The organism is Zooshikella sp. RANM57 (assembly GCF_050749885.1).
Lineage (GTDB): Bacteria > Pseudomonadota > Gammaproteobacteria > Pseudomonadales > Zooshikellaceae > Zooshikella.
This window is the reverse complement of the sequence record NZ_JBOIUB010000019.1, coordinates 25,946-43,921: the sequence shown is the minus strand read 5'-3', so window position 1 is coordinate 43,921 and position 17,976 is coordinate 25,946. Positions and strand designations below refer to the sequence as shown.

Genomic DNA, 17,976 nt, shown 5'->3' with positions numbered 1-17,976 from the left:
ACTATTTTTAGAGGTGCCCTATAGTAAAGCTCAAAAATTTCTGTGCTTGACGTTGCCCCAAAGATCGTTTTTAATTTGCGGCTCTAACATGAATTTTGATAATGAGGAATGAAAGTCAAGCTTTCGTTTAGATCAATGTAATACATCCCACCTTACTTAGTAGCATTAGCTACCTTCTTTATTGAGTATGCCTCACGCTCTTGGATTGTTTCCTTATCGATGGATAGGTATTTTGTTCGGTATTTAGCGCCTTGTAGTGCTTGTGCTGTTCTATATGAAATGTGTTTGCGCTCTTTTCTTTAGAAGCATATAGGCTCATTGTTATGCGCATAAGTAAAATCCAGCACTGCCTTGTGTTATGTATAAATAACCGTTGATTGTACTCACAGTCTAGTTGTGGAAGCGATCCTTTAAGCGATTACTATGCTTAAAAAATGGCATAGCATGTTTGAGGGTCTATTCTCTTGTGCCAAAGCCAAGTACAGAAATGTTATACGTTAATCCCTGCAGCTCAAGTCCAGGGCTGAAAAACGGTACCTTGGCTGGTAGGTTCGGAGTACATTGATAATGAGCAGTAATAACATAAAACGATACAAATACCCACGAACACCTCACTTACCGTGGTCTCCAGGAGGATCCAGTGATGATGTGCGGTGTTGTGATGTCAGTCAGTTTGAAGGTAAACAGGTTATTGTCACGGAAAAAATGGATGGTGAAAATACCTCCTTATATTGTGACTATATTCATGCGCGCTCAATTGATAGTCGTCATCATGCTTCTCGGGATTGGGTGAAAGCATTACATGCCAGCATAGCGACAGATATTCCTATTGGATGGCGAATTTGTGGGGAGAATCTTTTTGCTAAGCATGCCATTGGTTATGATCAGTTACCCTCATACTTTATGGCTTTTTCGATTTGGGATGAACATAATTATTGCTTGTCCTGGGCTGAGACTGAGCAGTGGTTTGAGTTACTAAATTTGACACCTCCTCCTGTGTTATATCAGGGCGAATGGAATAAAGGACTCATTCAACAACTTAAAATTGATACCACGCTTATGGAAGGTTATGTGGTACGGGTTAGTGAACATTTTCATTATAGTGAATTTGCACAGTCTGTTGCGAAATGGGTAAGGAAATCCCATGTTCAAACAGAAGAGCATTGGATGCATACCGTAGTAGTGGCAAATAAATTGCTCTCTAATGAAGTTGAATAAGATGGAATATAAATAAAGAATAAGAGCAGTAACATGATGAAACGTAGAGATTGGTTAGATGCTTTAAAAAAAGACGCATTTCCTGGTATTGATGAATGTATTCATTACTTAGGCAGCGTGTGTACCTGGTTACATGATTTAAAATCAACACCACAAGATCCTGAATGGCATGGAGAAGGTGATGTCTATATCCATACAGGTATGGTTCTTGATGAGTTATATGGATTGTTAAAAGATCAGGCTGCTCACATTACGGGTGAAAAGCGTCAGGCTTTAATTTTGGGGGCTTTATTTCATGATATAGGTAAGCCAGTTACAGCACGAGAAAGAGAAGTACAGGCGATTCGTCGTATTGTTTCACCACAACATGAAGCTGTTGGTCGGTCTTATTTGGCTTTTTTATTACCTGAGTTGGAATTAAGCCATGAGGTTATTTACCTCATTATGGGGTTAGTAGGTGAGCATCATCGACCAAAATTATTGATGGTTAAAAATCAAGAACCAGAGCACTTTTGGTTGTTGTCTCGATGTGTTGATATCGAGCTTGTATATTGGCTAGAAGTTGCTGATATGCGCGGTCGTATTTGCTCAGATATAAAAAATCAGTTAATGCATTTAGAAGAATTCAAGCTTTTTTGTAAAGAATATAGGGTTTGGCAATCAAACATCCATCGTGAATGGCAGCATCAGCTTAAGAATACGTTGAAACCACTATCAGCCAGTAGTTGTGATTATGTATATAGCCGAGCTATTTATGATATGGAACGAGCAACGATTACTACTGTTGAGGAAGCGGTTGCTAAAACCTATCAACGACGTGAATGCTTTGTTGAGTTAATGGTTTTATGTGGGCCTAGTGGTTCAGGTAAATCGGCATGGGTAAAGCAACAATCAAATTATCAGGTGGTTTCACTTGATGCAATTCGTCAGGAAATTAACGGACATGCAGCCAGTCAAGCGAATGTTGGTAAAGTATTACACTTGGCAAAGGATCGCCTAAAAGCCTGTTTACGTAAAGGCGTGAATGTTATTTGGGATGCGACTAATTTACGCTATGACTTTCGAAAAATTGTGTGTGATATTGGGAAAGACTATCATGCACTCGTAACGCTCGTTGTATTTCAAGTTCCACGTTCGACAATTTATCAAGGTAACCGAAACCGTGCGTTGGCTGTGCCAGATGAGGTTTTAGCAAGACAGTTTAATTCATATCAGTGGCCAACACCCGATGAAGCCCACCGCTACTGTATTGTTAATGATCAAGGACAGATTTTATTAAAGCATGGTTTTTATTCAGATTAGTCGTGCTGTTATTTTAGGGGCTGTGAACAGGTCCTAGTAAAAGGGGGGAGGGAGCACGAATATGTCAGTTATAAAGTACCCAAAAACCTATCATATTGAAGGTTCAAAGTTATTTCAAATAACTGCTCCAGTTGAATTAAATCAATCATTGATGAAGATACCTTTACAGAGTGTGCAAAGCCAATATCTAGTGATTGAAGAAAAAATGGATGGAACGCAAATAAGCGTTAGCTTTTTACCATCAAAGCAGCCTGTTTTTCAGTCTCGAGGAACAATATTAAAAGGAGGAAAAGGTGAAGGTGAGTTTGATTTATTAAAACAGTGGGGATGGCAATATCATACTGAATTGTGGGAGCTGCTTGAAGATCGATATATTTTATTTGGTGAATGGTTATATTATCGTCATACGATTTTTTATGATGTACTGCCAGCATATTTTTTAGAATTCGATATTTATGATAAAAAGAATGGAGTGTTTTTAAGTACAGAGGAACGAAAAAAGCGACTGGCTGGATGCTCTTTTATACATTCAGTTCGAGTTATTGATTCAGGGTGTTTTAAATATGTTGGAGAACTAATAGCATTGATTAGCTATTCAGCATTTATTAGTAAAAACTATAGAACGAATTTTTTAAAGCAAAATGTAAAAAATGCTACTCTTGATAAAATTACTGATACGTTGGATCGCTATATGGAAGGACTATATATTAAAGTGGAAAATAAAGCTGAAGTGGTCGCTAGGTATAAGTTTATTCGAGGTGATTTTCTCACAAGAATCAATTCAGTAAACGCACATTTGTCCAAACTATCTGTTACGCATAACGGTTTGATTAGCCTTTAGTGTTATTCATAAATAGTTGATTGTAGAGGAACTGTATTTGTAATGAGTACAATATACACTTGCATACTTTGATGGGTATATTAAGTATTCTCTTATTAGTAAAGACAATGTATGTTGGACTGTTTAGCCAGGCTATTGACCTATACAAACTATGGAATTAGTATAAGAAACATAACATACCACTAAGTGAAGTAATATAATAATAAAAACGTTAATAAGTGACTGTGGTTTATGAATTAAACTTACACATCACATTTTTGTTTGAGTTTCTGTTTACCCTCAAAGTTAACGTTGTAATAATATATACAGTTCACGTAGTATATTTATTATCGAGCCTGATATTGATAAGTGGGTACAGTATCAATTAGGAATATACTAGGGGTGATGACTGAAAAGTTAACACTGGCTATGGAAGAATCATACTAAAGTATAATACAGCATGGATGGCTAGTCGTGCTATAAGTGTTCTGTATTACGTCTTAATAATAAAGAGTGCTATATTAGGATATTTTTATGTTATCATCATTAGGGTTGACTACAGAGCAGCTTAGTCAGGTAGAACAGTTATTTACGTTGTCTACTCAACGTTTTGGACAGTCTAGTTTAGATCGCTTAAAGCAGGCTTTATTTTCTCAAGACTTATCTCCTCCTCAAGACAATAGATGGCAACAGCCTAAGATATTTTTTCCTTTTCTTAAAAGTAAACCTTGGTATGAAAGTAAAGAAATAGATGGAGTCCAAACACTGATAAGTATGGCTAATGCGATACAAGGTGAGCTGGAAGATGCTTTGATGCTGAAAAAAAATTACGAGTGTTCTGATAAGACGGGCTATAATGGCCAATGGAATATTTTTTATTTATCTCGTTCACCCTTATTGGTTGACGAACGGATTAAATTTAATCAGCAAAGTTGTCCCTCAACACTAGAAGGGTTAAAGCGTTTACCTCGATTCGCTGGAACTGCATGGTTTTCGGCGCTGAATCCACATTCATCTATCCCTGCCCATTTTGGAGATACTAACTTAAAACTTAATTTACACTTAGGTTTAATTGTGCCTGATGATTGTGCTTTGCGTGTAGCGGACGAAAGTAAGGCTTTTTTACATCACGATTGTTTGATTTTTGCTGATAGCTTTGAACATGAAGCTTGGAATAACTCAGATACCACGCGTATTACGCTTTTTGCTGATATTTGGCATCCAGATTTAACAGACGCTGAAGTTTTTGTGTTATCTCAATTACAGGGTATGTATGACGTTGCTATACAACAGCAGCGTACACAGGATATTGGTGGTAAACATTTTCTAGATAATGAAAAGTGGTGGGTGTTATAAGTCATGTTGCCCTCAGAGATGATACCTGTAGATCAGGTATCTGCCATTGTTTATGATCAGTTAGGTCCACTGGATCGTATTATCAAACAGTCGACAGACAGTATTATCAATACACATATTAAGCAGGGAGTTGTTGATCAAAAAGTAAGCCAGTATCGTTGTAATGCATATCAGGATCGGATGCCTTATTTTCTAAACGAATTTTACAAAAAAATTGAACATGATTTAGAGATTGACGCTCGTAGCTATCATATTCATATTGAAATTCTAGGTAAGATTGTTGGTAGCTTGCGTGTCACCTGTGCGCCTTTTGAGTTTAAAGAAGTTCTTCCTGTAAGTGAAGGTATACCAAGTGAGTTTGATCAATATGTTGAGTTGAGTCGTTTAATTGTTGATCATAACCGATGGCGAGCAGATATTGGCAAGTTACTCATAACGCGGGCCATAAAGCTGGCTTTTGACCTGCAAGCAAAAGGCATTGTTGCTTTATGTAAACGGTCAACAGCAATGGTTTTTAGCCGTTATGGTCTGGAAAAGTATCACTCCAAGCCTATTATTGTTGCTTCTAGGCATTATCAGCCGTATTATTTGATGCACACAACGCTTAGACGGCTTATCATGCATATTGATTCAACTACACATTATGATAATAAAACAACAGTAGCAAATATAGCGATGCCTATCGTTTAAATGCAGCTTAGACTGCATGATTTATGGATAAACTCAAGCCTGTTAGAATTGTTAAAAAAGCAATAAATACAAGCAGTTATTAGCAACAAGGATACCGTATATGTATATACCTGAATCATTCAGGATTAGTGATTTGGAAACATTACATAGCTTTATTGAGCAACATTCATTTGGCATTATTGTGAGTGAGCGTGAAGGTAATTTATTAGCTTCTCATGTACCATTTTTATTAAATAGAGATCAAGGTGTATTAGGCTGTCTACGTTCACATATGGCGATTAAAAATGATCATTGGAAAGTTTTTGAGAAGGCATGTGAAGTATTAATAATTTTCTCAGGACCACATGCTTATATCTCCCCTAGCTGGTATGAAAAAAAACCTGCTGTCCCTACATGGAATTATGCAGCCGTACATGTTAAGGCAAAAGCCTCTATTATTAGTAGTGATGTGCTTGACCATGATTTAAGTGAACTGGTAAAGAAATATGATCCTGTATTGTCAGGTGATCATACAATGATTCCTGATGATTTCAAAGAACGACTGATGCAGGCAATTGTCGGGGTTCAATTTGAAATTACTGATATTGAAGGAAAATATAAGCTTGGTCAAAATCGAAGTACAAACGATCAGGAAGGTATTATTGCTGGATTAAAAGCACAGCCTGATGTAGATAGCCATTTATTAGCCAAGTTTACTGAAGAGCACAGGAAAAAAGGGGAGTAAAAATGACTAAAGAAGAAATTAAGCAGAAACTGACTGAGCTTAATGAGAAACTGGCACAGGTTTGGGACGAAATTCTTTCAGCATCAAAACTCGTCCAAGCTATTAATGAAAAACGTATAGATCAACGTCTTTTTGCTTTATATATGTTAGAAACCTATCATTATACACGCCATAATGCTAGAAATCAGGCTTTGGTTGGAGTCCGTAGTTTTCAAGCTGCTCCAAGTTATATCAAGTTTTGTTTTGATCATGCGGCAGAAGAAACGGGTCATGAGCTTATGGCTTTGCATGATGTCAAATCAATGGGATTGAATATAGAAGAAAATGATCTTCCATCACCATTGCCTGCTACTGAGGTATTGATTGGGTATCTCTACTGGATATCTATGCAAGGAAACCCTCTACAACGTTTGGGTTATAGTTTTTGGGCTGAGAATTGCTATCAGTATATTAATCCGATAATACATAGCTTACAGGAACAGCTTGGCTTAAAATCTTCACAGCTAACATTTTTTATTGCGCACTCTACCATTGATGAGAAGCATGCCGAAGAAGTTAATAACATGATCATTACTCATTGTAAGTCAGAGGATGATTTAAAAGATGTTGAGAAGGTAATGGAAACCAGCTTACGCTTGACGGGGCAATTGCTTAATGCAGTATATGATGCTTATGTTTCACTTGAAAAAGGGAGTTCAGACACATATCAATTTTTGAATGTGTTAAAAAAAACAAATTAAGTGAAATTAACGAGTTGTAAATTTCTTTGAACATTAAGTAAAGGATTTTAAGGGTTGATCTAGAAAGAAAGGGCTAACATCTAACATATAGATCCATTATGAAGAAGATCTTAATTTAGGTAATAATGCCGTTCGTTAGCCCCATAATCTAAGGTCAGCTCCTATGGCGAAAAGCATGCAGACTTATTTTACACATTTGAATTATAGTTTAGGGGACGAAGATAGTCTGATTGAATATAGGCTGTTAGAGGATAATGTTAATCATGTGATTTCCATTGCAGGGAGTGGAGCGAGAATATTGCCGTTATTAGCAAGGCAACCAAAAAAACTTACCTGTGTTGATATATCTCAGGAACAATTGGCTTTAACACAGCTTAGAATTATGGCGGCTAAACATTTTGAATATGATGATTTTATTGGTTTTTTAGGATATCCACCGGCTACTTGCTCTCATAAAAAAAGAGAAGATTTATTTAATACATTACCTCTAACTATTGAATTAAAAGAGCAACTACATCGTTTGTTTTCTCGTCATCAGTGGGCGCCAATTATTTATTTGGGAAATTTTGAGTCAACATTGATCAAGTTTAGCCGCATTATTCGCTGGGTTACCCGAGGTAAACTTGATACGCTTTTTACTTTTAATACCCTACAAGAACAAAAAAACTTTGTTAATAGTGCTGATTTTCCAAATAAACTATGGCGCTTAATCGTATTGTTACTTGGGAATGCTAATGTATTAAATGCTTTGCTTTATAAAGGAAGTTTTCCCAAGAAAAATATCCCAGGCTCTGCTTATCTGCACTATCAACGTATTTTTAAACAGTTGTTTCAGCAAGTACTCGCTAAGAACAGTTTTTTTTTACAGCTATTATTGCTAGGTGAGCTTCGTTTTGAGGCAGGTAACCCTATTGAAACGGAGCAACATGTTTTTGATAAGGTTAAAGAAGCACTGAATATAACAGAAATAAACTATGTTCTTGGTGATATTATTCATACCATCAAAGAACAGGAAAACCCCATTGATTTTGTTTCTTTATCTGATGTACCTTCATTTTTCGAAACACATCGAGAAAAAGTTTTTTTACAAGACATTAAGGCTAAGCTACTCCCAGAAAGTAAAGTGGTTAGTCGAGGACATTTAAGGCTAGCTCCAGCAGATACAACAGGATTTATTGATATAGCCAATGAGTACCAGACATTATTTGCGGAAGACGTCACTCAGCTTTGGCATATCCAAGTCTATCGGAGAGCCTGTTAATGGCAGAAGTTGCACTTTATGATCGAGAATCTGTTATTCAATTACATTTTCCTAAAACAAGCTCTGGTCGGCTTGCTGCAGATTACTTTGTACCTATAGTCAAAAATGGGACAAAAAGCTATATCGATAATGTTGATCAACCGTTACTGATTGCAAAGGTTGATAATGAGATTGTGCCTTTGGTTATTAATAATGGAGAACAAGATCAGTGTTATTTAACTTCACCTATCGCTTATTATATTCATTATGTAGCTGACTTTATAAGAACAATAAACCACAAACCTCTTCGCATTAGTTTGCAGTTATTAATTGCTGGGTTGAAACACATATTTGGCTTCCTTAAGCTAAACCGAGTCGTTTATGTTAACAACTGGTTATTACCCACAGGTCCATTTTTAGCATTAGAGCGAAAACAAATTGACTTACTCATTAAAAAATTAAGCTGCCAGTTTCCACGACATGCTATTGTTTTTAAAGGCTGTACTGAAGCAGCACATGAGCAGTTGAATCGAATGACCGCAACAGGGCTGCTAAAAATTGTTCATCGACAGGTATATACCTGGGACCAGTCAACAATTGAAGATATTAATTTAAGCACCGCTAAACAGCGACGTACATTTAAAACAGATCAAAAATTTTTAAAGAATACACCTTACCAGTTATCATGCATGAATGGTAAGCATGCTGAAAAGCTTGATTACTCCCAAGCATTATGCAATTTATATAGAGAACTGTATGTAAAAAAATACTCAAGGTACAGTCTTCAATATAATGATCGTTGGTTTCAGCATACGTTGGCAAGTGAGTGTTTTAATTTTGTTGGTTTTTTTCATAAGGCATCTGAGCAAACACTGCAAGGATTTATTTCTTATTATAAGTCTGAACAGCAGTTAATCAGTTCTTTAGTCGGGCATCAAACACTTGAGGCGAAAGATACAGGGCTTTATCGATGTAGTATTAGTTATTTATGTAAGCAGTCTAAGGAGGAAAACCTACCCGTTAACCTAAGTTCGGGGGCTGGAGAATTTAAACGTCGACGTGGTGCCAAGCCAAGCTTTGAATTTGACTTTGTATATATTCATCATTTATCGAAATGGCAGCAGTTAGGATGGCGATTATTAGCTTTAATGTATAATACATTAGCAAAGAAAATTTTTACAACGATGAAGGTTTAACTTAATGCAACCTTTAAAATGGATAATTGGCTGCACATTATCATTGCTAATTGCTATTACATTACTTTTAATAGCTGGCCCTTATCGTTACTTGCCTTCTCTTTTGATATATCAAAAAGCTGATCTTGATGATCATAAAATATTTGATAATCGAATTATTGAGGTCAGTAAGTCAATGCCTTGGCCCAAGGCTAAGATGTATAATAAAATTACTTTGACTCATGACGCTCAGTCGATATTAAGTCAGTATGACTCAAAAGCATTTTTGGTTGTGCACAATGGTGAGTTACTATTTGAAAAATACTGGAAAGGATATGATGAAAATGTCCGCTCTAATTCTTTTTCTATGGCAAAAAGTATTGTTTCCTTATTATTAGGGGTGGCGATTTCTGAAGGTTATATTCATGATTTAGAACAAAATTTGAGTGATTTTTTACCTGCTTTTAACCAAGGTCAACGAAAACGAATAAAAATAAAAGACGTTCTTACAATGAGCTCAGGGCTAAATTGGGATGAGCGTTATAGTAGTCCTTTTTCTGTCACGGCACAGGCTTATTATGGACAGCGTTTATCAGGTTTGGTAAATACGATGCAAGTGGCTGAATCGCCAGGGAAACACTTTCGCTATGCCAGTATTAATACGCAAATTTTAGCTGAAGTACTCGAAAAGGCGACGGGTGTAACTATTTCTAAGTATGCAGCAACAAAGCTATGGCAACCGATAGGTGCAACACAGCCTGCATTATGGTCTTTAGATCAGGCTAATGGGGAAGAAAAGGCTTTTTGTTGCTTTTTTAGTAACGCTCAAGATTTTGCGCGTATTGGCCAGTTGATATTAAACAGAGGTCAATGGCAGGATCAGCAAGTTGTTCCTTACCAGTATTTGGTTGATGCATTACGTCCTGCAAGATACCTCAAAGACCATAAGGATGGCCAAGAAGTGGATTTTTATGGTTATCATTTTTGGCTTACGACTTACAAGCATATGGAGGTTGTTATCGTTCAGGGTATCAAAGGCCAGTATATTTTGGTTATTCCAGCAATGAATGCTGTTGTTGTTCGGTTAGGAGAAAAGAAAAGTGCTCACCGAACCCGTTATATGGCTGATGATATGTTTAATTATTTAGATATAACTATGTCTGTACTAAAAAAGAATAAGGCTTAAATCATCGCATTAAGTTCAGCCTACACCTTGTGTTGAAAACATATTCAATAAATACATCTTAAAAAATAATGTAATAATAAATCGACTCCAAGAATATGATTTTGAATAGAAATAGCAAGTAATAATTAGGCTATCTGTTCTATATTCGATGATGCGTAAATGATGTACTAACCTTAAAATGACAGTATTGTGATGTTTTTAAGGTAATTACATGAAGATGGGTTATCGATTACTCAACAGGTGGTGCATTGTATTATTGAGTGTTGGTTATTCTATAACCAGTATGGCAGAAACCACGGTATTAATTGCGACAGGGGAGTATCAACCCTGGGCCTCAGAAAGCTTAAAGCATAAAGGATTTGTGAGTCATGTCATTGACGAGGCGTTTAAAAGGGCTGGTGATTATAAAGTGGAGTTTAAATTCCTGCCATGGAAACGTGCTTATGAATCTGCTAAAAAAGGGGACTACCATGCAACGTCTTTTTGGTTTCATTCGGCAGACAGAGAACATGATTTTATTTATAGCACACCTGTGATGTCAGAGAAAACGGTATTTTTTCACTTGAAAACAAATCCACTAAAAGCGTGGCATAAACTGACCGATCTTTCAGATAGAACGATTGGTGCCACTATAGGTTATACCTACACAAAAGAATTCTGGGATTTAGCTAAGTCTGGAAAACTACAGGTACAAACAGCCTCAGCAGATGATAAAAATTTTAAAAAGCTGTTTGCTTCGAGAATTGACCTGTTTCCAATGGGTACTGTTGCCGGGTTTGGCCTATTAGCCGAAAAGTTTGATCAATCTGTTGTACATTTAATTGATTTTAATCCAAAGCCGCTTGTTGAAGCGAAGGGACATTTATTATTTTCCCGAAAACATACTGGGTCAGAACAGCTTGTGAAAGACTTTAATAAAGGGATTAAGCAATTACAAAGTGAGGGCTTACTGGATAAATGGCGGGAAGATTTATTAGTGGGCGCTTATAAAAAGTGACATTTGGTTAAGGATAACCGCTAAATATAAATGGTTTTAAGTGATGCTTATACGGTGTTGAAGTATATGTTTAAATTCAGAAGTACCTGTTTCTCTTGAATAAAGAAATGACAGGTACTCCTGATTAATTTAATGATTGCCTAAAATTTCATAACAAGGCTCGTAGTCACCACTGCCTGGAAGCTTCATCCGCTGATTGATGACAAATGAATGCAGTAGATGATTAATGTCTTCAGTAAGCTCTGGATCACCGAACAGTTTAAAAGGACCATGCTCAGTAATTGCTGTGATGCCAATTTCTTTGACATTGCCAGCAACAATACCTGACATCGCACGCCGTAAGTTGGCCGCCAGCTTGTAAGCAGGTAATTGTTTAGATAACTCAAGATCAGCCATATTTTCATGGGTTGGTTCGAAAGGCTGCTGGAATTCATCGTCTACAGTCAGCTGCCAGTTGTAGTAAAATGCATCTCCTGTCTGTCGTCTAAAACGAGTGACTTCGTCCAAACCAAACTTTATTTCCCGAGCAACTGTTTCAGGATCATCAATAATGATTTTATAGCGTTGCTGGGCTTCAAGGCCGAGTGTTTTACCAATAAACTGGTGTATATCTTCAAAGTAGTTTTTTGCAGAACTTGGACCCGTAAAGACGACGGGGAATGGTATGTCATGATTACTAGGATGTAATAAGATACCTAAAATATAAAGAATTTCCTCAAAAGTACCAGGCCCCCCCGGAAACACAATAATACCATGTCCCATACGGACGAACGCCTCTAGGCGCTTTTCTATATCGGGCATGATGACTAACTCATTGACGATAGGGTTAGGAGATTCAGCGGCAATAATACCTGGCTCCGTAAGCCCTATGAAACGACTGCCCGTGATGCGCTGTTTGGCATGAGCAATATTGGCACCTTTCATAGGGCCTTTCATAGCACCAGGACCACAGCCTGTGCATATATTCATGCCTCGTAGCCCTAGCTGATAGCCTACACGTTTTGTGTATTTATACTCAGCTTCACCTATGGAATGTCCTCCCCAACATACAACAATATCGGGATGTACTTTAGGGCGAAATGCATTCGCATGGCGTAACACATGGAATACCATATTAGTGATGTTCGTTGAGCTTTCAGCGTTAACTGCGGCATGTTGCCTAATTTCATTAGCAACATAGAGAATGTCGCGGACAACAGCAAAGAGATTTTGTTTGATCCCTTTGATGAGCTGCCCATCAACAAAGGCATTACCGGGTGCATTTATCAGTTGTAATTTAAGACCACGGTGTTCTTGAATGATGCGTATATCAAAGCTCTGATACTGTTGAAGAATTTTATAGGGATTATCTGAGTGCTCGTCACAGTTTAAGACAGCCAGCGAGCACTGACGAAAAAGTTGGTAAAGTCCCCCCTTGGACGTGTCTTGAAGCTGTTTAACTTCATTATTGGAGAGGACACTCATACTTCCACTGGGACTGACTAACGTTGAGATTAATGTTTCACTCATATGAATTCTATCTGCTTCTTGTGTTAACGTACCTAATCTCATTGTAGATAAAACATTTAGTGAATGAGTTCAATCACCTACAAAAGAAATAGTCCACATCATGAAGAATTGGTTGAAACTGCAAGATTAAGGCATTCAACTTTGAGCCTGTTTGAAGATGGTTGATAGAAGAGAGTCGTCTGGTAATTTGAGGATGAGATTGGCCTGCAGGGGGTGGGCCATCAGTCAACATCATGATAAGGTGTGATAAGCCTAGTACAATAGCCACAATGATGGCTATTCATATGATAAAAATAATGAGGGAGAGCCATGCCACGTGAACAAATAGCAAAACCTTGCATCCATCATGAACGAGTAACCATCGTTAATGAACAAAATGAGTGTATTGGTGAAAGTACCCGCTCAGAAATGCGTCAACAAGGGCTTTGTCATCGGGCTGTGTATGTGTTTGTGTTTAATCCGCTTGGGCAATTGTTAGTTCAAAAGCGAACAGTCACCAAAGATGTGTATCCTGGATTTTATGACCTTGCAGCAGGAGGGGTGGTGCAAGCAGGAGAGGAATATGAGCAAGCAGCTTATCGTGAGTTAGAAGAGGAAATGGGTATTACAGGGATTCCATTGGACAGCTACTTCCATTTTTACTTTCAAGAACAGGATCAGCGGGTATGGGGTAAGGTGTATGCCTGTGAATACGATGGTCCATTGACGTTAGAGGCTGAAGAGGTGGAAGATGTCGTATTGTTGTGGCCTGAAGACATCTTGCGCTCGCCACAGTCACTGCAATTTACACCAGATAGTCTGATTGCGTTACAGCGACTGTGGCCTAAGCTTGCCATTGCCGTTTAAATAACCACTAAGTCAGTTCTACTTGTTAGATATGTTTTGCGATATGCTTAATCAGTAAATACTAAATTAAAATAATTCAGAATATCGTTAATACATAAACGCGTTGGGCTTTATATCCTTGCAGAAAGTCTTTAAAGGCTTTCTGCCCCTCTACTTAAAAACTTGCATAAAAACGCGTGAAGCGTATTTAGCAATTTTAACTTCCTTTGATGTTATTGTTGATAACACCTCCAGTAAGTATTTTTCTTGAATTACCTATATCTTGAGTTAAGTTTTCGCTATTCAGATAGAGCTGTTGTACTTTTTTACACCTTATACATCTTTTTTTGAAATGTTGTTGTCGTGTTTTTTTAGTAATCGTTCATAACCTTGTATTTGTTTATGACTAATACAATTATTTTTCTGGTTAATTTGTTTGGCGTGGATTCTGCACTGCAATTGCCGGGTTTTCAGTGTAGAGTGAGAATTAGCATGAGGCTTTATTACATGGATGCAATGCGCAGCACATTAATGCTGCTTGGTGTTGTTTTGCATGCGGCGCAAATATATAACCCTGATCATGTCTGGAAGGTTGTTAGTAGCGAACGTGCCATATTTTTTTCAGAATTAAGTAATATTATTCATCTGTTTAGAATGCCGGCTTTTTTTATTGTTTCAGGTTTTTTTTGTCTGATGACGGTTATTAAATATGGTGAACCTGTATTTATTAAGTTGCGTTCAAAACGAATTATGGTTCCACTAATCTCAACAGCTTTATTGGTTAACTCAGTACAAGAGTATTTGTTAGGTAACCTTACTGTTCAGCGATTCTTTTTGGATTCAGGGTGGCTTTCTCATTTGTGGTTTCTCGTTAATTTATGTTGGTATTTTTTAATCGCCGTATTTTTGGTATGGGTTGCTAGGCAACTCCCGTTTTTAAAAGGTATGCTGGCCATCAGTGCCAGTGAAATTCTGTCGAGGCGCTGGATTATTCTACTATTACCAGGATATGACTTTTTAGTCATTATTCTGGGCAAGATTATACCTATTTACAGTATTTCACTGGGAGGTGTGACGTTATTTGGTTTGTTGATTTACTTTCAGTATTTTATATTTGGCTTGTTCCTTTATCGTAATAAAAATATGCAATATTTATTTGCCAGTTTTCAATGGGTGTATTTGTTATTTTTAATGATTGCCTGTATTGGTGTTGAAATTGCCCCTAAATTAATTTCAGGGCTTGGCTTGGAAGTAGTAAACATCTATCTGCATGGATTGATTACTTGGCTAGCCTGTCAGCTCTGCTTTTGCTTTTTTTCGAAATTATTTAATCGGCAATCACGTGTATTTTTTTATTTATCAGATGCCTCTTATAGTATTTATCTTTTCCATCACTTGATCGTCATTACTCTTGGTATATGGATTGTGCAGTTGGAAATGAATATGTATTTAGGCTTCAGCCTCATTGTTATTAGCGCTATGCTGCTCTCACTATGTATTCATCATTTCTTGATACTTCGCTTACCCCTATTGCGCTTGCTATTCAATGGCAAATAGGGGGAGTTAAATAAATCGATGCGTTGTTGTGTTAATGAGAATATTCATTTGAAGCTTGAATGGGTTGTTTGAATAACTGCTGTTTTAGGTTAATCAGTCGATCTGGGAAGTCAGTAATAATGCCATTGATGTCTTGTTTCATTAAACGCTGCATTTGTGCCGTATCATTGACTGTCCATACTTGTACCCACAGTTGATGGTGGTTAGCGGTGGCGAGTAAAGAGGGGGAGGTTATAAGTCGTTCATCGTGATATTCAGGGATTTGTAAGGCGATTGCGGGCGGACGGTATAAATGACCTAAACCAACAGTATCAAGAATGACCATGTTCCTGACTTCGATATGGCTTGCTGATGTGGCGACTTCTGGACAAATGTCACGAAATGTATAAAGCGATGTTTCTATAAACGAGCCAACAATGACATTGTGCTGCATATTATATTTTTGGATAGTGTTACAAACTTTTTGTTCTATGCCAACCTCTTTGATTTCAATAATCATGGGCTTTTGAGGGAAGGACGATAACACGGAGGAAAGTGTAGGAATAGTGATGCCTTTGCCTCGAAAGGGATAGGTTTGTCCTTTGTCACTTGTCCAAGCATATCCAGCATCCAAGTGTTGCAAGTCTGTCCATAACAGGTCATTGACACTACCATGGCCATTTGTTGTGCGGTCTACTTTTTGGTCATGCATAATGACGAGGGTGCCGTCTGCGGTAGTGCGAACATCCATTTCTAACATATCTACCCCAAGCTTAACGGCATTATTAAACGCAAATAAAGTGTTTTCGGGCCATAACCCCCTACCACCTCGATGTGCAATCACCAAAGGTGAGTCATGGGGTTGGGTTATGGTGGGGGCATTCGGGGGGGATGATAGTGCAGTTATGGTAAAAGGAATAAGGTATAGGCTTATCAATAGTAATATGACGATTGTTGCAAGGCGCTTCATGCTCATCTCACTGTTGTTTTTGTTGTTATTAACCGACAGCTCTTTTATTGGGCGACTGTCATCTGAAAAAGCAATAATCAAAGAGGAAATACATAAGATTGCTGCTTATTCTGGTTGTCGGTTATTACTGCAAATATCCCGTCTGCAGAAAAGGGGTCACAGGATTTTATAGTGCAATAATGTACTGCTCAAGCCGTTGTCATGCAACTTAACTTGCAGCAATATGCTTGTGTAAATGTTGAAAACATATTTGATAGACAATTTGACAGTTGAGCTAGAGGAACAAACATGAGGCGAGTGTTCAGCTTGAACTTGAAATGGTCTATAGCGAGCGGTGAGTCCTCTATAGACCATTTTGTTTTGAGCTAATCTGTTTTAAAACCCAAGTACTATGAAGATATCCAATGTCTTTGAGACGTTATAGCTCTCTGATTTTTTTGACTACATTTTTATTGACAGACTCATCATTGCCGTTGTCTGTCTCATACTCATAAAAGCCAGTGTCTTCATTAAAATCGGGGGTATCTACAGTTTGGATATGGGTACCATCTTGAAGCGTGATCAAGTGGGGGGTAGAACAGCCAGTTAATGCAGCAAATAATACAAGCGGTAATACAGCTCTCATTTGACAACTCCTATAATAGGGTGATCAATTATACTCGCTTATTATATTAAGCTTAGGAGTATACCTGATTGACGCAAGAATAGGCGGCTTATGCTGTGTTTACTTCCTATTCATAGGGCTGTCTTTCAGGGTTTCTACTTGATCATTACAATGCTTAGTCATGCACTTAAACGTTAGATTTACTCAGCTAACGCTTGCCCTTGTCTTCCAGACGTTATTTTCCTTTTTAAGTTCAAGTCTTTTCCGTTAAAAAGAAAAGGCTTTATAGAATCATTTATTATTGGGTAAACAACATGCTTGTGATGCTGAGTTTTAACTTATTCTACTGAGTAATATTCAAAGCTCCAGCCATGCTTTAAAATTATTGAGACCTGTATCATTAATTTGGTTCACTTATGATATGGATGTTTTAAATCTGTGTAGCAGGTAACTGTGTCTGTGATGACTGAGTGGACACATAATAACCATCACCTGTCAGCAAAAAAATTGAATTAAGTCAAACACAATACGTATTAATACAGCAATGTTTGCCTAACGAATTGATTCAATGTACATTAATGACCCGAAATCACATAAGTTTTCTATAAAATTTTTACACTAAATACAGAATCCAGTCGCTAGTCGATATCTAATTATGAATAACCATGCCTGATTGTTGTTGTGAAGGAAGACATCAGGCGTGTAAGGAATGGACAACATAAGACGTGGATATCGTTTATACTGGATATCGCTTAACAGCGTGGAATTCTAGTTAAGGAAAGTCTATGGCCCCTGCTGAATTAATGACCGAAGGTCTTTACTTAATGTTGCTCGGAATGGGGTTTGTATTTGTGTTCTTGACGCTGCTGGTCTATGCCACAGAGCTCATGTCAATTATTGTTCAGAAATATTTCCCCGAAAAACTAATACCAACTAAGTTAGCAAAAACAGGTCCTGTCCCTGCAGAAACAGAGGATACCCAACTGATTGCGGTTATCTCTGCAGCTATCCAGCAATACCGTAAAAAGCATACTGATCGGGACTAACAGATAACAATTCATTTTTGGTTAGCGATGGAAAAGGC

General features: G+C 37.5%; 17 protein-coding genes. 14 read left to right on the top strand and 3 right to left on the bottom strand.

Features of this window, described 5'->3' with window-relative positions:
• Positions 1–567: 567 nt before the first annotated feature.
• The 11 genes from ACQ96U_RS24625 to ACQ96U_RS24575 all read left to right on the top strand — a co-directional run bounded on the left by ACQ96U_RS24625 (position 568) and on the right by ACQ96U_RS24575 (position 11,448).
• Complete coding sequence (locus ACQ96U_RS24625) at positions 568–1,218, top strand: RNA ligase family protein (RefSeq protein ID WP_431723931.1); 651 nt, start codon at positions 568–570, stop codon at positions 1,216–1,218.
• Positions 1,219–1,251: 33 nt separating this feature from the next.
• Complete coding sequence (locus tag ACQ96U_RS24620; protein WP_431723930.1) at positions 1,252–2,520, top strand: AAA family ATPase; 1,269 nt, start codon at positions 1,252–1,254, stop codon at positions 2,518–2,520.
• A 61-nt stretch (positions 2,521–2,581) separates the two neighbouring features.
• Positions 2,582–3,361, top strand: coding sequence for an RNA ligase family protein (locus ACQ96U_RS24615; RefSeq protein ID WP_431723929.1), 780 nt, complete (start codon positions 2,582–2,584; stop codon positions 3,359–3,361).
• A gap of 513 nt (positions 3,362–3,874) precedes the next feature.
• Positions 3,875–4,696: an aspartyl/asparaginyl beta-hydroxylase domain-containing protein gene (locus ACQ96U_RS24610; protein ID WP_431723928.1), complete on the top strand. Its 822-nt coding sequence runs from the start codon at positions 3,875–3,877 to the stop codon at positions 4,694–4,696.
• Between the two features lie 3 nt (positions 4,697–4,699).
• Positions 4,700–5,386, top strand: coding sequence for a GNAT family N-acetyltransferase (locus ACQ96U_RS24605; protein WP_431723927.1), 687 nt, complete (start codon positions 4,700–4,702; stop codon positions 5,384–5,386).
• Between the two features lie 100 nt (positions 5,387–5,486).
• Positions 5,487–6,110 carry an FMN-binding negative transcriptional regulator gene (locus ACQ96U_RS24600; RefSeq protein WP_431723926.1) on the top strand — a complete coding sequence of 208 codons (624 nt, stop codon included), beginning with the start codon at positions 5,487–5,489 and terminating at the stop codon, positions 6,108–6,110.
• 2 nt (positions 6,111–6,112) lie between these two features.
• Positions 6,113–6,850, top strand: coding sequence for an iron-containing redox enzyme family protein (locus tag ACQ96U_RS24595; protein ID WP_431723925.1), 738 nt, complete (start codon positions 6,113–6,115; stop codon positions 6,848–6,850).
• 163 nt (positions 6,851–7,013) lie between these two features.
• Positions 7,014–8,111, top strand: a complete 1,098-nt coding sequence (locus tag ACQ96U_RS24590; protein ID WP_431723924.1) for a DUF3419 family protein — start codon at positions 7,014–7,016, stop codon at positions 8,109–8,111.
• Positions 8,111–9,286, top strand: coding sequence for a hypothetical protein (locus ACQ96U_RS24585; protein WP_431723923.1), 1,176 nt, complete (start codon positions 8,111–8,113; stop codon positions 9,284–9,286). Before ACQ96U_RS24590 ends, ACQ96U_RS24585 begins: the two co-directional genes overlap by 1 nt.
• A 4-nt stretch (positions 9,287–9,290) precedes the next feature.
• Positions 9,291–10,451 (top strand): serine hydrolase domain-containing protein, encoded by a 1,161-nt coding sequence (locus ACQ96U_RS24580; RefSeq protein WP_431723922.1) that lies wholly within the window; start codon positions 9,291–9,293, stop codon positions 10,449–10,451.
• A gap of 211 nt (positions 10,452–10,662) precedes the next feature.
• Positions 10,663–11,448, top strand: coding sequence for a substrate-binding periplasmic protein (locus ACQ96U_RS24575; protein ID WP_431723921.1), 786 nt, complete (start codon positions 10,663–10,665; stop codon positions 11,446–11,448).
• A gap of 129 nt (positions 11,449–11,577) precedes the next feature.
• On the opposite strand, the gene ppnN is transcribed toward ACQ96U_RS24575, so the two are convergent.
• Positions 11,578–12,957 (bottom strand): nucleotide 5'-monophosphate nucleosidase PpnN, encoded by a 1,380-nt coding sequence (ppnN, locus tag ACQ96U_RS24570; RefSeq protein ID WP_431723920.1) that lies wholly within the window; start codon positions 12,955–12,957, stop codon positions 11,578–11,580.
• A gap of 309 nt (positions 12,958–13,266) precedes the next feature.
• Here ppnN and yfcD point away from each other — a divergent pair, with 309 nt between their 5' ends.
• Together yfcD and ACQ96U_RS24560 are read left to right on the top strand one after the other, a co-directional pair.
• Positions 13,267–13,803, top strand: a complete 537-nt coding sequence (gene yfcD, locus ACQ96U_RS24565; RefSeq protein WP_431723919.1) for an NUDIX hydrolase YfcD — start codon at positions 13,267–13,269, stop codon at positions 13,801–13,803.
• Positions 13,804–14,184: 381 nt separating this feature from the next.
• Complete coding sequence (locus ACQ96U_RS24560; RefSeq protein ID WP_431723918.1) at positions 14,185–15,339, top strand: acyltransferase family protein; 1,155 nt, start codon at positions 14,185–14,187, stop codon at positions 15,337–15,339.
• A gap of 31 nt (positions 15,340–15,370) precedes the next feature.
• On the opposite strand, the gene ACQ96U_RS24555 is transcribed toward ACQ96U_RS24560, so the two are convergent.
• Together ACQ96U_RS24555 and ACQ96U_RS24550 are read right to left on the bottom strand one after the other, a co-directional pair.
• On the bottom strand, positions 15,371–16,288 hold the full coding sequence (locus tag ACQ96U_RS24555) for a glycerophosphodiester phosphodiesterase (protein ID WP_431723917.1): 918 nt from the start codon (positions 16,286–16,288) through the stop codon (positions 15,371–15,373).
• Positions 16,289–16,706: 418 nt separating this feature from the next.
• Positions 16,707–16,913, bottom strand: coding sequence for a YgdI/YgdR family lipoprotein (locus ACQ96U_RS24550; protein ID WP_215819589.1), 207 nt, complete (start codon positions 16,911–16,913; stop codon positions 16,707–16,709).
• A 764-nt stretch (positions 16,914–17,677) separates the two neighbouring features.
• Here ACQ96U_RS24550 and ACQ96U_RS24545 point away from each other — a divergent pair.
• Positions 17,678–17,938: an OadG family protein gene (locus ACQ96U_RS24545; protein ID WP_431723916.1), complete on the top strand. Its 261-nt coding sequence runs from the start codon at positions 17,678–17,680 to the stop codon at positions 17,936–17,938.
• Positions 17,939–17,976: the final 38 nt, after the last annotated feature.

Excerpts from the sequence above, each read along its gene's own strand:
- ACQ96U_RS24625 (WP_431723931.1), top strand. The coding sequence starts at position 568 with ATGAGCAGTAATAACATAAAACGATACAAATACCCACGAACACCTCAC.
- ACQ96U_RS24620 (WP_431723930.1), top strand. The coding sequence starts at position 1,252 with ATGATGAAACGTAGAGATTGGTTAGATGCTTTAAAAAAAGACGCATTT.
- ACQ96U_RS24615 (WP_431723929.1), top strand. The coding sequence starts at position 2,582 with ATGTCAGTTATAAAGTACCCAAAAACCTATCATATTGAAGGTTCAAAG.
- ACQ96U_RS24610 (WP_431723928.1), top strand. The coding sequence starts at position 3,875 with ATGTTATCATCATTAGGGTTGACTACAGAGCAGCTTAGTCAGGTAGAA.
- ACQ96U_RS24605 (WP_431723927.1), top strand. The coding sequence starts at position 4,700 with ATGTTGCCCTCAGAGATGATACCTGTAGATCAGGTATCTGCCATTGTT.
- ACQ96U_RS24600 (WP_431723926.1), top strand. The coding sequence starts at position 5,487 with ATGTATATACCTGAATCATTCAGGATTAGTGATTTGGAAACATTACAT.
- ACQ96U_RS24595 (WP_431723925.1), top strand. The coding sequence starts at position 6,113 with ATGACTAAAGAAGAAATTAAGCAGAAACTGACTGAGCTTAATGAGAAA.
- ACQ96U_RS24590 (WP_431723924.1), top strand. The coding sequence starts at position 7,014 with ATGGCGAAAAGCATGCAGACTTATTTTACACATTTGAATTATAGTTTA.
- ACQ96U_RS24585 (WP_431723923.1), top strand. The coding sequence starts at position 8,111 with ATGGCAGAAGTTGCACTTTATGATCGAGAATCTGTTATTCAATTACAT.
- ACQ96U_RS24580 (WP_431723922.1), top strand. The coding sequence starts at position 9,291 with ATGCAACCTTTAAAATGGATAATTGGCTGCACATTATCATTGCTAATT.
- ACQ96U_RS24575 (WP_431723921.1), top strand. The coding sequence starts at position 10,663 with ATGAAGATGGGTTATCGATTACTCAACAGGTGGTGCATTGTATTATTG.
- ppnN (WP_431723920.1), bottom strand. The coding sequence starts at position 12,957 with ATGAGTGAAACATTAATCTCAACGTTAGTCAGTCCCAGTGGAAGTATG.
- yfcD (WP_431723919.1), top strand. The coding sequence starts at position 13,267 with ATGCCACGTGAACAAATAGCAAAACCTTGCATCCATCATGAACGAGTA.
- ACQ96U_RS24560 (WP_431723918.1), top strand. The coding sequence starts at position 14,185 with ATGACTAATACAATTATTTTTCTGGTTAATTTGTTTGGCGTGGATTCT.
- ACQ96U_RS24555 (WP_431723917.1), bottom strand. The coding sequence starts at position 16,288 with ATGAAGCGCCTTGCAACAATCGTCATATTACTATTGATAAGCCTATAC.
- ACQ96U_RS24550 (WP_215819589.1), bottom strand. The coding sequence starts at position 16,913 with ATGAGAGCTGTATTACCGCTTGTATTATTTGCTGCATTAACTGGCTGT.
- ACQ96U_RS24545 (WP_431723916.1), top strand. The coding sequence starts at position 17,678 with ATGGCCCCTGCTGAATTAATGACCGAAGGTCTTTACTTAATGTTGCTC.